The following is a 16,671-nucleotide window of genomic DNA, read 5'->3' on the forward strand; positions in this document are numbered from 1 at the left end:
GTTTAACCAATAAAAACAATACTTATGAAAGTAAACACTCAATCTGTAAATTTCAACGCAGACAGAAAGCTAATTGATTTCATACAAAAAAGAATGGACAAATTAGATTTGTTCTATGACAAGGTCATACAGTCTGATGTGTATTTAAAAGTAGAGAATACAAGTGATAAAGAAAATAAAATCTTTGAAGCTAGAGTAAAAGTACCAGGAGATAGTTTTATTGTAAAAAAGCAATGTAAGACCTTTGAAGAAGGAACGGATATGGCAGTTTCATCATTAGAAAGACAGCTAAAACGTAGAAAAGAGAAATTAAGAGCATATATGTGATAAAATTTTTCAAAAAATGTTTTGAATAAATAAATAAATCTTTACATTTGCAGTCCGTTAGAAATAGCGGGCTTTTTTTATAGCGAAAAAGTTATAGAAAAGCCGATGTAGCTCAGCTGGCTAGAGCAGCTGATTTGTAATCAGCAGGTCGTGGGTTCGAGTCCCTCCATCGGCTCAAAAAAAGTCTAAGAAAATAATTTTTTAGCAAAAGTTCTTTAAAATTGGGGAGATACTCAAGCGGCCAACGAGGGCAGACTGTAAATCTGCTGACTACGTCTTCGCAGGTTCGAATCCTGCTCTCCCCACAAATAATTTCTAATAAGTAATTATCAAAAGTTTGCTTTTGTAAAATTGCGTTAGAAATCATATTGAAACCTTCAACTATTAGCGTGGTTGTGAATAATGCGAGAGTAGCTCAGTTGGTAGAGCGTCAGCCTTCCAAGCTGAATGTCGCCGGTTCGAACCCGGTCTCTCGCTCTAAATCAAATCAAATTTTTGAAATGATTTGATTCTATAGTAAACGTTTCTGTTTAAGATAACAACCTTTTAAGCCGGTGTAGCTCAGGGGTAGAGCGTTTCCTTGGTAAGGAAGAGGTCACGAGTTCAATTCTCGTCATTGGCTCTTTTTTTTTTTTAGAATAAATAAAAATTGAACATTAATATAAATTAAGATTAAATAAATTAAACATGGCAAAGGCAACTTTCGATCGTTCAAAACCACACCTTAACATAGGTACTATTGGACACGTAGATCACGGTAAAACAACTTTAACTGCTGCTATTACTAAAGTATTAGCTGATGCAGGTTTATCTGAAGCAAGATCATTCGATCAAATTGATAACGCTCCAGAAGAAAAAGAAAGAGGTATCACAATTAATACATCACACGTTGAATATGCAACAGCAAATCGTCATTACGCTCACGTTGACTGTCCAGGTCACGCCGATTACGTAAAGAACATGGTTACTGGTGCTGCTCAAATGGATGGTGCGATCCTAGTGGTAGCTGCTACAGATGGTCCAATGCCACAAACTCGTGAGCATATCCTTTTAGGACGTCAGGTTGGTATTCCAAGAATTGTTGTATTCATGAATAAAGTGGATATGGTTGATGATGAGGAATTACTAGAATTAGTAGAAATGGAAATTAGAGATTTATTATCTTTCTATGAATATGATGGTGATAATGGACCTGTAATTGCTGGTTCTGCTTTAGGAGCACTTAACGGTGAACAAAAGTGGGTTGATACAGTAATGGAATTGATGGAAGCTGTTGATAACTGGATTGAAGAGCCTGTTCGTGATATGGATAAGCCTTTCTTAATGCCAATTGAAGATGTATTCTCAATTACTGGTCGTGGAACTGTTGCTACAGGTCGTATTGAAACAGGAGTTGCTAATACAGGTGATCCAGTTGAGATCATTGGTATGGGTGCTGAAAAATTAAACTCTACTATAACAGGTATTGAAATGTTCCGTCAAATCCTTAACAGGGGTGAGGCTGGAGATAATGCTGGTATCCTATTAAGAGGTATTGAGAAGTCTCAAATCTCTAGAGGTATGGTAATTACTAAGCCAGGATCTGTAACACCACACGCTAAATTTAAAGCTGAGGTTTATATCCTTAAAAAAGAAGAAGGTGGACGTCATACTCCATTTCATAACAACTACCGTCCACAGTTTTACGTTCGTACAACTGACGTAACTGGAAACATTATGCTTCCTGATGGAGTTGAAATGGTAATGCCTGGAGATAACCTTACTATTACTGTTGATTTAATCCAACCAATTGCAATGAACGTAGGGTTACGTTTTGCAATCCGTGAAGGAGGTAGAACAGTAGGTGCTGGTCAGGTTACTGAAATTTTAGACTAAATATTTAGAATATAAATATGGATTAAGGTGTTCGTCAAAGGCGAACGCCTTGATTTATATTTACGGGTTTAGCTCAGTTGGTAGAGCACTGGTCTCCAAAACCAGGTGTCGGGAGTTCGAGTCTCTCAACCCGTGCAAAAGTATAATTGAGGTTAAGATTATTAATCTTTTAATAAAGTTTACACTAAGCAAAGCAAAGTGTTTTTAATATAAAAATCAAATGGCAGGAATTATTAATTACATAAAAGAATCTTTTGACGAGTTAAGAAACAACGTGTCATGGCCAACATTGGCCGAAGCACAAAGTTTAACTGTATTGGTTGCTGTATTTTCAATAATATTCTCATTGGCTATTTGGGGAGTTGATACTGTTTTTAGTAAAGTGATTAAGGCTTACTTTAATTTAATGTAACTAAAACAATACAGATAATGTCTGAAACTAGTGTAAATAAAAAATGGTATGTTGTTAGGGCTGTAAGTGGTCAGGAAAACAAAATCAAAACGTATATCGAGAATGAAATTTCTAGATTAGGTTTAGAAGATTTTGTGGATCAAGTATTGGTTCCAACAGAAAAAGTTATCCAAATTCGTAATGGTAAGAAGATAAATAAAGAACGTGTTTATTTTCCTGGTTATATTATGATTCAGGCAAACTTAAGTGGAGAAATTCCCCATATTATCAAATCTATTACAAATGTAATTGGTTTTTTAGGAGAAACAAAAGGAGGAGATCCTGTTCCGTTAAGACAATCTGAAGTAAACAGGATGTTAGGTAAAGTAGATGAATTATCTGTAGATGCCGATTCTAATATGGCAATACCTTATACGATTGGTGAGACAGTTAAAGTAATAGATGGACCTTTTAATGGCTTTGATGGTACTGTCGAAAAGATAAATGAAGAAAAGCGTAAACTTGAAGTAATGGTTAAGATCTTCGGAAGAAAAACTCCATTAGAGTTAAGTTATATGCAAGTTGATAAAGTAAAATAATTGTTACATATATAGATAGTATTTCTTTTTGCTTCCATATTGAAAGAGATACAAAACTAAAAATTTAAAAATGGCAAAAGAATTAGGTAAAGTAGTTAAATTACAAGTAAGGGGAGGTGCAGCGAATCCGTCGCCACCGGTTGGACCCGCTTTAGGAGCTGCTGGAGTTAATATCATGGAATTCTGTAAGCAATTCAACGCTAGAACGCAGGATAAACCTGGTAAAGTTCTTCCGGTTGTAATATCAGTTTACAAAGACAAGTCTTTCGACTTTGTTATTAAAACTCCTCCAGCTGCAGTACAATTATTGGAAGCAGCCAAAGTAAAAAAAGGATCTGGTGAACCGAACAGGAAAAAAATAGCAAAAGTAACTTGGGATCAAGTGAAAGCTATTGCAGAAGATAAAATGGTTGATTTAAATGCTTTTGAAATCGATTCAGCTATGAAAATGGTTGCAGGAACAGCAAGATCAATGGGAATCACAGTTAAAGGTGGAGAAGCACCTAACTAAAAAATTTTTGAAATGGCAATTACAAAAAACAAAAAAGAAGCTCAAGCTAAAGTAGAGAAGAATAAACTATATTCTCTTGAAGAAGCTTCAGCATTATTAAAAGATATTACCTATACAAAGTTTGATGCCTCTGTTGATTTAGCAGTAAGGTTGGGGGTTGATCCTCGTAAAGCAAATCAAATGGTAAGAGGCGTAGTGTCTCTTCCACACGGTACAGGTAAAGACATGAAAGTTCTAGCATTAGTTACTCCAGATAAAGAGGAAGAAGCTAAAGCTGCAGGAGCTGATTATGTAGGACTAGATGAATACCTCGAAAAAATTAAAAATGGTTGGACAGACGTTGACGTTATCGTTACTATGCCAGCTATCATGGGTAAATTAGGTCCATTAGGTAGAGTGTTAGGACCAAGAGGTCTTATGCCAAACCCAAAGACGGGAACAGTTACTATGGATGTTGCTAAAGCAGTTGCTGAAGTTAAAGCTGGTAAAATTGATTTTAAAGTTGATAAAACGGGAATTATTCATGCTCCAATAGGTAAAGCATCATTTAGTGCTGATAAACTAAAAGAAAATGCATTGGAACTTTTAACTACTTTAAACAAATTGAAACCGACTGCTTCAAAAGGTATTTACATGAAAAGTATTTACATGTCTAGTACAATGAGCCCGAGTATAGCAATTGATCCAAAATTCGCATAAGTAGTTAAATCTTTATTATTATGACAAGACAAGAAAAATCACAAGTAATTGAAGAGTTAACTGCTCAACTAGCAGATAATCCAAATATTTATATAGCAGATATCTCTGGACTAAATGCAGGTAACACTTCAGATTTGCGTCGTGCTTGTTACAAAGCAAACGTAAAATTAAATGTAGTAAAAAATACATTATTAACTAAAGCTATGGAGGCTTCAGAAAGAGATTTCGGAGCACTTCCAACAGTTTTAAAAGGTAATACCTCTGTAATGTATTCTGAAACTGGTAATGCTCCAGCTAAAGTTATTAAAAACTTCCGTAAAAAATCTGATAAGCCTTTGCTTAAAGGAGCCTTTATTGAAGAAGCAATATACATTGGTGACGACCAATTAGACATGTTAGTAGATATCAAGTCTAAAGAAGAAGTTATTGGAGATATTATTGGATTATTACAATCACCAGCTAAGAATGTTATTTCAGCCCTTAAGTCAGGCGGTAGCACAATAGCAGGTTTAATCAAAACATTATCCGAAAAAGAAGGATAATCAAAAAAGTACGCACTTAAACAAATTATATTTTATTAAAATTATTAAAACGATAGAAAATGGCAGATTTAAAAGATTTCGCAGAACAATTAGTTAATTTAACAGTAAAAGAAGTTAACGAATTAGCTACAATATTAAAAGATGAGTACGGTATCGAGCCTGCTGCTGCTGCAGTAGCTATGGCTGGTCCAGCTGCTGGTGGTGGTGACGCTGCTGAGGAGCAAACTGAATTTGATGTAATCTTAAAAGCAGCAGGTGGTTCTAAACTAGCTGTAGTAAAATTAGTTAAGGAATTAACTGGTTTAGGTTTAAAAGAAGCAAAAGGTTTAGTTGATGAAGCACCTAGCCCAATTAAAGAAGGTGTTACTAAAGACGAAGCAGAAGCTCTAAAAGCTCAATTAGAAGAAGCTGGAGCAGAGGTTGAGCTTAAGTAAGCTTGCCTAACCTACAAATTTTGGTTTAGGTCTTTCGATATGCTCGAAAAGACCTAAACCCTTTTGTGTATAGAATAGTATACAAATAAACTAGTTATTTTTTTAATCAAAATCTCGTTCATCGATGTTAGCAAATAAAGCTGAAAGATTAAATTTCTCTTCCATAGTAAACAAAACTGAATATCCAGATTTCTTGGATATTCAAATTAAATCCTTTCAGGATTTTTTCCAGTTAGAGACAAAATCAGATCAAAGAGGAAATGAAGGTCTATACAATACCTTCATGGAAAACTTTCCAATTACAGATACGCGTAATCAATTCGTATTAGAATTTCTGGATTATTTTATTGATCCACCAAGATATTCGATTGAAGAATGTATCGAAAGAGGACTTACTTACAGTGTGCCCTTAAAAGCACGTTTAAAACTTTATTGTACAGATCCAGAACATGAAGACTTCGAGACAATTGTTCAGGATGTATATTTAGGGACCATTCCTTATATGACACCTAGCGGAACTTTCTGTATCAATGGTGCAGAACGTGTAGTAGTATCTCAATTACATAGATCTCCCGGTGTATTCTTTAGTCAATCATTTCACGCAAATGGTACTAAACTATATTCAGCGAGAGTAATTCCTTTTAAAGGATCATGGATTGAGTTTGCTACAGATATCAATCAAGTAATGTACGCTTACATTGATAGAAAGAAAAAATTACCTGTAACAACATTATTTAGAGCTATCGGTTTTGAGCGCGATAAAGATATCCTAGAGATTTTTGATCTAGCTGAAGAGGTTAAAGTATCAAAATCTGGACTTAAAAAAGTTATCGATCGTAAGCTTGCAGCACGTGTATTAAATACATGGCATGAAGATTTCGTAGATGAAGATACTGGAGAAGTAGTATCTATAGAGCGTAACGAAATTGTATTAGATCGTGACACTGTTATAGACAAAGATAATATTGAAGAAATCCTTGAAGCTGGAGTAAAAACTATTTTATTGCACAAAGAAACATCTCAACAAGGAGATTACGCAATTATTCACAATACATTACAAAAAGATCCAACAAATTCTGAAAAAGAAGCTGTTGAGCACATCTACCGTCAATTACGTAATGCTGAGCCGCCAGATGAGGAGACAGCAAGAGGTATCATTGATAAATTATTCTTTTCAGACCAACGTTACTCTTTAGGAGAAGTAGGTCGTTATAGAATGAACAAAAAATTACAATTGGATATTGGCATGGATAAGCAAGTGCTTACCAAAGAAGATATCATAACAATTATAAAATATTTAATTGAGCTAATCAACTCTAAAGCAGAGATCGATGATATTGACCACTTATCTAACCGTCGTGTTAGAACTGTTGGTGAGCAATTGTCATCTCAGTTTGGTGTTGGATTAGCACGTATGGCTCGTACCATTCGTGAGCGTATGAACGTTCGTGATAACGAAGTGTTTACACCAATAGATTTAATTAACGCTAAGACATTGTCTTCGGTTATTAATTCTTTCTTCGGAACAAACCAATTATCTCAATTTATGGATCAAACCAATCCATTAGCAGAGATTACACACAAACGTCGTCTATCAGCTTTAGGACCTGGAGGTTTATCCAGAGAAAGAGCAGGTTTCGAGGTACGTGATGTTCACTATACTCACTATGGAAGACTTTGTCCAATCGAAACTCCTGAGGGACCAAACATTGGATTAATTTCATCTTTATCAGTTTTTGCAAAAGTAAATTCAATGGGATTCATTGAAACACCTTATAGAAAAGTTGATAATGGAGTTGTAGATATCAAGAATATACCAACATACCTAAGTGCAGAGGAAGAAGAGAACATGTTAATTGCGCAAGCAAACATTAATGTTGATGAAAAAGGTAAAATCCTCGAAGATAAAATTATTGCACGTCAAGAAGGTGATTTTCCGGTTATTGATCCAGCAAATGTAAATTATACAGATGTTGCTCCAAACCAGATTGCATCTATTTCGGCATCTTTAATTCCGTTCTTAGAACATGATGATGCCAACCGTGCATTGATGGGATCTAACATGATGCGTCAGGCAGTACCTTTATTGCGTCCACAAGCACCAATCGTTGGTACAGGTCTTGAACGCCAGGTAGCTTCAGATTCTAGAGTATTGATTAATGCAGAAGGAAACGGAACTGTTGAGTATGTTGATGCCAATGAAATAACAATAAAATACGAACGATCGGAAGAAGCTGCAATGGTTAGTTTTGATAGTGATACCAAAACATATCCATTAGTTAAATTCCGTAAGACCAACCAAGGTACATCGATTAACCTAAAACCAATCGTTGAGAAAGGTGATAAAGTTAAAAAGGGACAAGTACTATGTCAAGGTTATGCTACTGAAAAAGGAGAGTTAGCATTGGGTCGTAACATGAAAGTGGCATTTATGCCATGGAAAGGTTACAACTTTGAGGATGCTATTGTAATTTCAGAAAAAGTAGTTCGTGACGATATATTTACATCAATTCATATTGATGAATATTCATTAGAAGTTAGAGATACCAAATTAGGTAACGAAGAATTAACTAATGATATTCCTAACGTTTCAGAAGAGGCAACAAAAGACCTTGACGAAAACGGTATGATTAGAATTGGAGCAGAAATCAAACCAGGTGATATTCTTATTGGTAAGATTACGCCAAAAGGAGAATCTGATCCAACTCCAGAAGAAAAATTATTACGTGCTATCTTTGGTGATAAAGCAGGTGATGTAAAAGATGCATCTTTAAAAGCATCTCCATCATTACATGGTGTAGTTATTGAGAAAAAATTATTCTCAAGAGCCATTAAAGATAAACGTAAGAGAGCTAAAGATAAAGAAGATATTGAAGCATTAGAAAATATCTATTATAAGAAGTTTGATGATTTACAAGCTGTATTAGTTGATAAATTATTTGCTCTTGTAAATGGTAAAACTGCTCAAGGTATCTATAATGACTTAGGTGAGGAAATCATTCCTAAAGGAAAGAAATATACACTTAAGATGTTAAATTCTGTAGATGATTATTCACATTTAACGTCAGGAACTTGGACAACAGATGATCATTTAAATGACTTGGTTGCAGACTTAGTTCACAACTACAAGATTAAAGAGAATGATTTACAAGGATCGTTACGTCGTGAGAAGTTTACAATTTCTGTTGGTGATGAGTTGCCAGCTGGTATCATCAAATTGGCTAAGGTTTATGTTGCTAAAAAACGTAAATTAAAAGTTGGTGATAAAATGGCAGGACGTCACGGTAACAAAGGTATTGTTGCTCGTATTGTTCGTCAAGAAGACATGCCTTTCTTAGAAGATGGAACTCCTGTTGATATTGTATTAAATCCATTAGGTGTACCATCTCGTATGAACATAGGTCAGATTTACGAAACTGTTCTTGGTTGGGCTGGACAAAAATTAGGTCGTACGTATGCAACACCAATTTTCGATGGTGCTACACTGGATCAAATCAACGAGTTTACTGATGAAGCTGGCGTGCCAAGATTTGGTCATACCTACCTTTATGATGGTGGAACTGGTGATCGTTTTGACCAACCGGCAACTGTTGGTGTCATTTACATGATCAAACTAGGTCACATGATTGATGATAAGATGCACGCACGTTCAATAGGGCCGTACTCACTTATTACGCAACAACCTCTTGGTGGTAAAGCACAGTTTGGTGGTCAGCGTTTTGGAGAGATGGAAGTTTGGGCACTAGAGGCTTATGGAGCTTCAGCAACACTTCGTGAGATCTTAACAGTGAAATCTGATGATGTGATAGGTAGAGCTAAAACTTACGAAGCAATCGTAAAAGGAGAGCCAATGCCAGAACCAGGACTACCTGAATCTTTCAACGTACTTATGCACGAATTGAAAGGATTAGGATTAGATATTAGATTAGAAGAATAAAAATAGTCAGTAGTCTTTAGTCGGTAGAGTTTTATCGACTAGAGACTAAAGACTCAAGACTATAAAGAAAATGGCAAGAAGACAAGATAAGAATACAATACAGAAGTTTAGTAAAATTTCTATTGGTCTAGCATCACCAGAATCTGTTTTGGCAGCATCTCGTGGTGAAGTTTTAAAACCAGAAACTATAAATTATCGAACACATAAACCAGAACGTGATGGTTTATTCTGTGAGCGAATTTTTGGTCCTGTAAAGGATTTCGAATGTGCTTGTGGTAAATATAAAAGAATACGTTACAAAGGTATTGTTTGTGACCGTTGTGGTGTTGAAGTAACAGAGAAGAAAGTACGTCGTGATCGCGTAGGGCACATCAATCTTGTTGTACCTGTTGCTCACATATGGTACTTCCGTTCTTTACCAAATAAAATAGGATACTTACTCGGTTTACCGTCTAAGCGTTTAGATATGATTATCTATTACGAGCGTTATGTAGTTATCCAACCTGGTGAAGCTAAAAATGCTGAAGGAGATCCTTTACAAAAAATGGATTTCTTAACTGAAGAAGAATATCTTAATATTTTAGAAAGTATTCCTCAGGAAAATAGACATTTAGATGATACAGACCCAAATAAGTTCATTGCTAAAATGGGAGCTGAGTGTTTAATCGATCTTTTAGCAAGAATCGACTTAAACGAATTATCATTTGAATTACGTCATAAAGCAAATACAGAAACGTCTAAACAACGTAAAACCGAAGCTTTAAAACGCTTGCAAGTTGTTGAGGCTTTTAGAGACTCAAATGCAAATAGAGAGAATAGACCGGAGTGGATGATCATGAAGGCTATTCCAATCATTCCGCCAGAATTAAGACCATTAGTGCCTTTAGATGGTGGACGTTTTGCAACATCAGATTTGAATGATCTTTATCGTCGTGTTATTATTCGTAATAACCGTTTAAAGCGTCTAGTTGAAATTAAAGCTCCTGAAGTTATCTTACGTAATGAGAAGCGTATGTTACAAGAATCTGTAGATTCATTATTTGATAACACACGTAAAGCTTCAGCAGTAAAAACAGATTCTAACAGACCATTAAAATCATTATCAGATTCACTTAAAGGTAAGCAAGGGCGTTTTCGTCAAAACTTACTTGGTAAGCGTGTTGATTACTCTGCACGTTCTGTAATTGTTGTTGGACCAGAATTAAAATTATTTGAATGTGGATTGCCAAAAGATATGGCAGCAGAACTATACAAGCCTTTTATTATTAGAAAACTAATTGAAAGAGGAATTGTAAAAACTGTAAAATCTGCAAAGAAAATTATAGATAGAAAAGAGCCTGTTGTTTGGGATATCTTGGAGAATGTTCTTAAAGGACATCCAGTATTACTAAACCGTGCTCCTACATTACACAGACTTGGTATACAAGCTTTCCAACCAAAATTAATTGAAGGAAAAGCAATCCAGTTACACCCATTAGTGTGTACTGCATTTAATGCCGATTTTGATGGTGACCAGATGGCTGTGCATTTACCTTTAGGTCCAGAAGCAATTTTGGAAGCACAATTATTAATGCTGGCATCACATAATATTTTGAACCCAGCAAATGGTTCTCCTGTAACTGTACCATCTCAGGATATGGTACTTGGTCTCTATTATATGACCAAGCACAGAATATCTACAGATGATTATAAAGTTATCGGTGAAGGTTTAACATTCTATTCTCCAGAAGAAGTTACAATAGCTTACAACGAGAAAAAAGTAGAATTGAATGCTGGTATAAAAGTAAGAACTCAAGATTTTAATGAGGAAGGTGAATTAACAACTCAAATTATAGAAACTACCGTTGGTCGTGTACTTTTTAATGAAAAAGTTCCAGCAGCAGCAGGATATATAAATGAGGTATTAACCAAGAAATCATTAAGAGATATTATTCATGGTATTCTTAAAAAGACAAGTGTACCAGAAACAGCTGCGTTTTTAGATGAAATTAAAACTCAAGGTTATAAGTTCGCATTCCAAGGTGGATTATCATTTAGTTTAGGTGATATTATTATTCCTGCGGAAAAACAAAGCATGATTGACAAAGCTAATACCTTAGTTGACGGTATTATGGGTAACTATAATATGGGATTGATTACAAATAACGAACGTTATAACCAAGTTATCGATATCTGGACATCAACAAATGCAGAATTGACAGAATTGTCAATGAAGCGTATTAGAGAAGATCAACAAGGATTTAACTCGGTGTTTATGATGCTTGATTCTGGGGCTCGTGGATCTAAAGAACAGATTCGTCAGCTTACAGGTATGCGTGGATTAATGGCGAAACCTAAAAAATCTAATGCAGGTGGTGGAGAAATTATTGAAAACCCTATTCTTTCTAACTTTAAGGAAGGTCTTTCAATTTTAGAGTACTTTATCTCTACTCACGGTGCACGTAAAGGACTTGCCGATACAGCACTTAAAACTGCCGATGCAGGTTATTTAACTCGTCGTTTGGTGGATGTATCTCAAGATGTTATTATTTACACAGAAGATTGTGGAACATTAAGAGGTATTGAAGTTAATCCTTTAAAGAAAAATGAAGAAATCATAGAAACTCTTGAGGCTAGAATTGTAGGTCGTACGTCATTAAATGATGTGTACGATCCAATTACCGAAGAGTTATTGGTTGAAGCAGGTGGTCATATTTATGATGATATTGCAAAACGTATTCAGGCGTCTGCTTTAGACTCTGTTGAAGTAAGATCTGCATTAACCTGTGAAGCTAAAAAAGGTATTTGTTCAAAATGTTACGGTCGTAATTTAGCGACAGGTAAGATGGTACAAAGAGGAGAAGCTGTTGGTGTAGTGGCTGCACAATCAATTGGTGAGCCTGGTACACAGCTTACACTTCGTACATTCCACGTAGGTGGTATTGCGGGTAACATTTCCGAAGAAAATAAATTAACTGTTAAGTTTGACGGTATTGCAGAGATTGAAGATCTTAAGACCGTTAAAAGCTCAGATAAAGAAGGAAAAGATGTAGACGTAGTTATATCAAGAACTTCAGAATTGAAATTGGTAGATGCTAAAACAGGTATCACATTAAGTACAAACAACATTCCTTATGGTTCTAACATCTATGTAAAACCAGGTGATAAAGTTAAAAAAGGACAGGTGATTTGTGATTGGGATCCTTATAACGGTGTTATTATTTCAGAGTTTGCTGGTAAGGTAAAATATGAAAACATCGAGCAAGGTATCACGTACCAAGTAGAGATTGATGAGCAAACTGGTTTCCAGGAGAAAGTAATTTCAGAGTCTAGAAACAAGAAATTGATTCCTACCCTTCATATTGAAGATTCTAAAGGTGAAACTATACGTTCGTACAATTTACCGGTTGGAGCTCACCTTATGATTGATAACGGAGAAAAAATTAAGGTTGGTAAAATCTTAGTTAAAATTCCTCGTAAATCTGCTAAAGCAGGTGATATTACAGGTGGTTTACCTCGTGTAACAGAATTATTTGAAGCGCGTAACCCTTCTAACCCTGCTGTTGTAAGTGAGATTGATGGTGTTGTTTCCTTCGGAAAAATAAAACGTGGTAACCGTGAAATTATCATTGAGTCTAAGCTTGGTGAGGTTAAGAAATACCTAGTAAAATTATCTAATCAAATTCTTGTTCAAGAAAACGATTATGTAAAAGCTGGTATGCCATTATCTGACGGTTCAATCACACCAAACGATATCTTGAACATCAAAGGTCCTGCTGCTGTACAGCAATACTTAGTAAACGAAGTTCAAGAAGTATATCGTTTACAAGGTGTTAAGATTAATGATAAGCACTTTGAAGTTGTCGTAAGACAAATGATGCGTAAGGTAAAAATTATCGATTCTGGAGATACAATTTTCTTAGAAGACCAATTGGTGCATAAGGCAGACTTTATTGAAGAAAATGATAAAATTTTCGGATTAAAAGTTGTTGAAGACGCTGGAGATTCTCAAAATTTAAAACCAGGTCAGGTCTTGACATCAAGAGAATTGAGAGATGAAAACTCAATACTACGTAGAGAAGATAAAGCATTAGTAACTGCGCGTGATGCGAAGTCTGCAACTGCGACGCCAATCTTACAAGGTATTACCAGAGCTTCATTACAAACTAAATCGTTTATATCTGCAGCATCGTTCCAAGAAACTACAAAAGTTCTTAACGAAGCAGCTGTAAATGGTAAGGTGGATGATCTTGAAGGATTAAAAGAAAATGTAATTGTTGGTCATAGAATTCCAGCAGGAACCGGTGTTAGAAAATTTGATAACATCATCGTAGGTTCTAAAGAAGAATTCAATGAAATGATGAAAGCAAAAGAAGAGATGAATTATAACTAATTTGTTATTCCTGCGGAGGCAGGAAATCTAAGATTCAGCAAAGCTAATCTATAAATTAAAGCCTTCACACATTAAATTGTTTGAAGGCTTTTTAATAACTATTAAACACAATAATTATTTCTTCGGAAATATTAAAACAAAAAAATGGCAGAAGATAATAAAAATAAAAAACCAGGAATAAACATTGAATTAGATGAGAAAATTGCTGAAGGAACTTATTCCAACCTAGCGATCATTAACCATTCAGTTTCAGAATTTGTTGTTGATTTTGTGAGTATCATGCCTGGAACTCCAAAAAGTAAAGTAAAATCGAGAATCATACTAACACCACAACACGCCAAAAGATTATTAAAGGCTTTGGGAGATAACGTTAAAAGATTTGAGAAAGCTCACGGAGAGATTAAGGATTACGAGCAAGCTCCAATACCCTTAAATTTCGGACCAACAGGTCAAGCATAATAGCAATTACAAATTAGAGTATAGTTAATTAAGAGTTACTCAAAATATCTTTGTGAGCAAGATGCAATTTCTATAAATTTTGGTTCACTAAATGAAAGTTAAAAAAGCCTTTATTTCATTAATTTGAAATCAAAGGCTTTTTTAATAGAAAAATTCTATTGCTTAAGTTTAAGTAAATAGAAATAAATTATGCTTAGTTAAAATCTGCTGTTTTTTAGATGGATTTCTTTTATAAAGTATAAATTTTTATAGTTCATTATGCGTCGCATAACTAAAGTGGTTGAAAACGCTTTATTTCGATTTTTTTATAAAAACGCTAATTTGTTTATGTTAAAATTAGTTTATGCTACTTCTTGGTTGGCATGAAATTTTAAAGCTCCAGAAGGACATTTTTTAACTTGTCTTATAATTTTTTTCGTAGAAGCACCTTCTAGATCTATCCATGGAATAACAGATTGTCTAAATACATTAGAAAGTTCTCTGGCACAACGTTCTGCATTGATGCATTTACATGGGCTGTAGGTTACAGTAATATCATTATTACTGAAAACATTGGGAGTTGAAGTTTTCATAGTAGATCAATTTTGGGGTTTGAATCTATTTTAAATTTAGACAGCTAAAACGTTATCGTAATTTAATCAACGTTTAAATGTATTAAATCACCGATTAATAACAAATTTTTTTGAAATTTTTTAGATGAACTGCATGTTTTTAATTAGTCAAATTCCGAAGTTAAATGAAATTTTATGTTTGGATATTTTTGTTGAGTCATCTGTAAAGAGAAAGGTGAATCGGCTAAAAATACTAATTGCCCACGCTTGTCCTTAGCTAAGTAACGTTGTTTAACTCTTAAGAATTCTTTGTATTCTTCACTCTTTTTGTTATCTGTTTCTATCCAACAGGCCTTATGAACATTTAAATTTTCGTAAGTACATTTTGCACCATATTCATGTTCTAAACGGTATTGTATAACTTCATATTGAAGTGCACCAACGGTACCAATCACTTTTCTTCCGTTGAGTTCTAAAGTAAAAAGTTGCGCAACTCCTTCATCCATTAGTTGGTCAATCCCTTTATTTAATTGTTTGGATTTTAAAGGATCTGCATTATTTATATATCTAAAATGCTCTGGTGAAAAACTTGGTACACCTTTATAGTTGAGTACTTCTCCTTCGGTTAAAGTGTCTCCAATTTTAAAATTCCCGGTGTCTTGTAAGCCTACAATATCTCCAGGATATGAAATATCTACAATTTCTTTCTTTTCAGCAAAAAAAGCATTAGGACTAGAAAATTTTAGTTTCTTATCGTGCCTTACGTGCAAATAAGGTGTGTTTCTTTTAAACTCACCAGAGACTATTTTAATAAATGCCAATCTATTTCTATGGTTGGGATCCATATTGGCATGAATTTTAAATACAAATCCGGTAAATTTATCTTCGTCTGGTTTGACCAAACGTTCTTCACTCTTTTTTGGTCTTGGCTTTGGAGCAATTTCTACGAAACAATCTAAAAGTTCTCTAACCCCAAAGTTGTTTAATGCAGATCCAAAAAATACTGGTTGCAAATGTCCGTTGAGATATTCTTCTTTATCAAATTGTGGGTAGATTCCGTCTACAAGTTCAATTTCCTCCCTTAATGTCTTGGCAGCCTTTTCTCCAACTAGTTTATCTAATTCCGAAGAAGATAAATCATTAATTTCTATAGTATCTTCTATGTCTTTTCTACTATCTCCACTAAATAAATTGATGTTCTTTTCCCAGATGTTATAAATACCTTTAAAATCATATCCCATTCCTATAGGGAAACTTAGCGGTACAACTCGCAACCCTAATTTTTGTTCGATTTCATCTAATAAATCAAAAGCATCTTTTCCTTCGCGATCCATCTTATTGATGAAGACGATCATTGGGATATTTCGCATGCGACAAACTTCAACGAGTTTTTCAGTTTGTTCCTCAACGCCTTTAGCTACATCAATCACTACTATTACACTGTCTACTGCAGTTAATGTTCTAAACGTATCTTCAGCAAAATCTTTGTGGCCAGGAGTGTCAAGAATATTTATTTTTATGCCATCATATTCAAAAGCCAAAACAGAAGTGGCTACAGATATACCTCTTTGGCGTTCAATCTCCATAAAATCACTAGTAGCACCTTTTTTAATTTTATTGCTTTTTACAGCTCCAGCTTCTTGTATCGCGCCTCCAAATAGAAGTAGTTTTTCAGTTAATGTTGTTTTACCAGCATCTGGGTGTGAAATGATGCCGAACGTACGTCTCCTTTGGATTTCTTTCTTAAAACTCATATTAATTTTTAGTAGATGCAAATATAATTGTAATTAATTATTTTAAATTAAAAACCGCTTGTATATTTTTTAAGTTAAAATTTAATCTATGGATTTAGTTTATCATAAATTTCAGTATTTATTATTTTCAACATGACATCAAAAACCTTTTTTAAGGCTATAAAAAAAAATAGTTGTGAGGCGATTACTATCATATTTATTACGCTTTAAATTCTGATAA

The 16,671-nt window shown here is 34.5% G+C and carries 13 protein-coding genes and 5 tRNA genes; 16 read left to right on the forward strand and 2 right to left on the reverse strand.

Features of this window, described 5'->3' with window-relative positions:
- Window positions 1–24 precede the first annotated feature (24 nt).
- The 16 genes from hpf (at window position 25) to GQ40_RS01210 (ending at window position 14,146) form a co-directional block, all read left to right on the forward strand.
- Entirely contained in the window at window positions 25–327 is a 303-nt protein-coding gene (hpf, locus tag GQ40_RS01135; protein ID WP_047544999.1) for a ribosome hibernation-promoting factor, HPF/YfiA family, read from the forward strand.
- Window positions 328–428: 101 nt separating this feature from the next.
- Window positions 429–502, forward strand: a tRNA-Thr gene (locus tag GQ40_RS01140).
- Window positions 503–550: 48 nt separating this feature from the next.
- Window positions 551–632: transfer RNA gene (locus GQ40_RS01145), tRNA-Tyr, on the forward strand.
- Between the two features lie 99 nt (window positions 633–731).
- Window positions 732–804, forward strand: a tRNA-Gly gene (locus GQ40_RS01150).
- Window positions 805–877: 73 nt separating this feature from the next.
- Window positions 878–949: transfer RNA gene (locus tag GQ40_RS01155), tRNA-Thr, on the forward strand.
- Window positions 950–1,014: 65 nt separating this feature from the next.
- The gene (gene tuf, locus GQ40_RS01160; protein ID WP_047545000.1) at window positions 1,015–2,202 is read left to right on the forward strand and encodes an elongation factor Tu; all 1,188 of its coding nucleotides are present in this window, start codon (window positions 1,015–1,017) and stop codon (window positions 2,200–2,202) included.
- Window positions 2,203–2,264: 62 nt separating this feature from the next.
- Window positions 2,265–2,337 (forward strand) — tRNA-Trp (locus GQ40_RS01165).
- A gap of 85 nt (window positions 2,338–2,422) precedes the next feature.
- Window positions 2,423–2,614, forward strand: a complete 192-nt coding sequence (gene secE, locus GQ40_RS01170; RefSeq protein ID WP_047545001.1) for a preprotein translocase subunit SecE — start codon at window positions 2,423–2,425, stop codon at window positions 2,612–2,614.
- 17 nt (window positions 2,615–2,631) lie between these two features.
- Window positions 2,632–3,192 carry a transcription termination/antitermination protein NusG gene (gene nusG, locus GQ40_RS01175; protein WP_047545002.1) on the forward strand — a complete coding sequence of 187 codons (561 nt, stop codon included), beginning with the start codon at window positions 2,632–2,634 and terminating at the stop codon, window positions 3,190–3,192.
- 70 nt (window positions 3,193–3,262) lie between these two features.
- Complete coding sequence (rplK, locus tag GQ40_RS01180; RefSeq protein WP_047545004.1) at window positions 3,263–3,703, forward strand: 50S ribosomal protein L11; 441 nt, start codon at window positions 3,263–3,265, stop codon at window positions 3,701–3,703.
- A 12-nt stretch (window positions 3,704–3,715) separates the two neighbouring features.
- Window positions 3,716–4,402, forward strand: coding sequence for a 50S ribosomal protein L1 (gene rplA, locus GQ40_RS01185; RefSeq protein WP_047545006.1), 687 nt, complete (start codon window positions 3,716–3,718; stop codon window positions 4,400–4,402).
- A gap of 20 nt (window positions 4,403–4,422) precedes the next feature.
- Window positions 4,423–4,944, forward strand: a complete 522-nt coding sequence (gene rplJ, locus GQ40_RS01190) for a 50S ribosomal protein L10 (protein WP_047545008.1) — start codon at window positions 4,423–4,425, stop codon at window positions 4,942–4,944.
- A 59-nt stretch (window positions 4,945–5,003) separates the two neighbouring features.
- A complete protein-coding gene (gene rplL, locus GQ40_RS01195) occupies window positions 5,004–5,378 on the forward strand; it encodes a 50S ribosomal protein L7/L12 (protein WP_047545010.1) in 375 nt (124 codons plus the stop codon).
- A 124-nt stretch (window positions 5,379–5,502) separates the two neighbouring features.
- The gene (gene rpoB / locus GQ40_RS01200) at window positions 5,503–9,315 is read left to right on the forward strand and encodes a DNA-directed RNA polymerase subunit beta (protein ID WP_047545012.1); all 3,813 of its coding nucleotides are present in this window, start codon (window positions 5,503–5,505) and stop codon (window positions 9,313–9,315) included.
- A gap of 70 nt (window positions 9,316–9,385) precedes the next feature.
- Window positions 9,386–13,687 carry a DNA-directed RNA polymerase subunit beta' gene (rpoC, locus tag GQ40_RS01205; RefSeq protein ID WP_047545014.1) on the forward strand — a complete coding sequence of 1,434 codons (4,302 nt, stop codon included), beginning with the start codon at window positions 9,386–9,388 and terminating at the stop codon, window positions 13,685–13,687.
- Between the two features lie 144 nt (window positions 13,688–13,831).
- Window positions 13,832–14,146 (forward strand): DUF3467 domain-containing protein, encoded by a 315-nt coding sequence (locus GQ40_RS01210; protein WP_047545016.1) that lies wholly within the window; start codon window positions 13,832–13,834, stop codon window positions 14,144–14,146.
- A 341-nt stretch (window positions 14,147–14,487) separates the two neighbouring features.
- On the opposite strand, the gene GQ40_RS01215 is transcribed toward GQ40_RS01210, so the two are convergent.
- Together GQ40_RS01215 and GQ40_RS01220 are read right to left on the reverse strand one after the other, a co-directional pair.
- Window positions 14,488–14,718 carry a (4Fe-4S)-binding protein gene (locus GQ40_RS01215; protein ID WP_047545018.1) on the reverse strand — a complete coding sequence of 77 codons (231 nt, stop codon included), beginning with the start codon at window positions 14,716–14,718 and terminating at the stop codon, window positions 14,488–14,490.
- A 143-nt stretch (window positions 14,719–14,861) separates the two neighbouring features.
- Entirely contained in the window at window positions 14,862–16,451 is a 1,590-nt protein-coding gene (locus GQ40_RS01220; protein ID WP_047545020.1) for a peptide chain release factor 3, read from the reverse strand.
- Window positions 16,452–16,671 lie beyond the last annotated feature (220 nt).

Source organism: Psychroserpens sp. Hel_I_66 (assembly GCF_000799465.1).
GTDB lineage: Bacteria > Bacteroidota > Bacteroidia > Flavobacteriales > Flavobacteriaceae > Psychroserpens.

Bases quoted from the DNA above. Each gene is read 5' to 3' on its own strand.
- GQ40_RS01215 (WP_047545018.1), bottom strand. From the start codon at position 14,718: ATGAAAACTTCAACTCCCAATGTTTTCAGTAATAATGATATTACTGTA.
- rplK (WP_047545004.1), top strand. From the start codon at position 3,263: ATGGCAAAAGAATTAGGTAAAGTAGTTAAATTACAAGTAAGGGGAGGT.
- rpoC (WP_047545014.1), top strand. From the start codon at position 9,386: ATGGCAAGAAGACAAGATAAGAATACAATACAGAAGTTTAGTAAAATT.
- rpoB (WP_047545012.1), top strand. From the start codon at position 5,503: ATGTTAGCAAATAAAGCTGAAAGATTAAATTTCTCTTCCATAGTAAAC.
- hpf (WP_047544999.1), top strand. From the start codon at position 25: ATGAAAGTAAACACTCAATCTGTAAATTTCAACGCAGACAGAAAGCTA.
- rplL (WP_047545010.1), top strand. From the start codon at position 5,004: ATGGCAGATTTAAAAGATTTCGCAGAACAATTAGTTAATTTAACAGTA.
- rplA (WP_047545006.1), top strand. From the start codon at position 3,716: ATGGCAATTACAAAAAACAAAAAAGAAGCTCAAGCTAAAGTAGAGAAG.
- tuf (WP_047545000.1), top strand. From the start codon at position 1,015: ATGGCAAAGGCAACTTTCGATCGTTCAAAACCACACCTTAACATAGGT.
- GQ40_RS01210 (WP_047545016.1), top strand. From the start codon at position 13,832: ATGGCAGAAGATAATAAAAATAAAAAACCAGGAATAAACATTGAATTA.
- GQ40_RS01220 (WP_047545020.1), bottom strand. From the start codon at position 16,451: ATGAGTTTTAAGAAAGAAATCCAAAGGAGACGTACGTTCGGCATCATT.
- secE (WP_047545001.1), top strand. From the start codon at position 2,423: ATGGCAGGAATTATTAATTACATAAAAGAATCTTTTGACGAGTTAAGA.
- rplJ (WP_047545008.1), top strand. From the start codon at position 4,423: ATGACAAGACAAGAAAAATCACAAGTAATTGAAGAGTTAACTGCTCAA.
- nusG (WP_047545002.1), top strand. From the start codon at position 2,632: ATGTCTGAAACTAGTGTAAATAAAAAATGGTATGTTGTTAGGGCTGTA.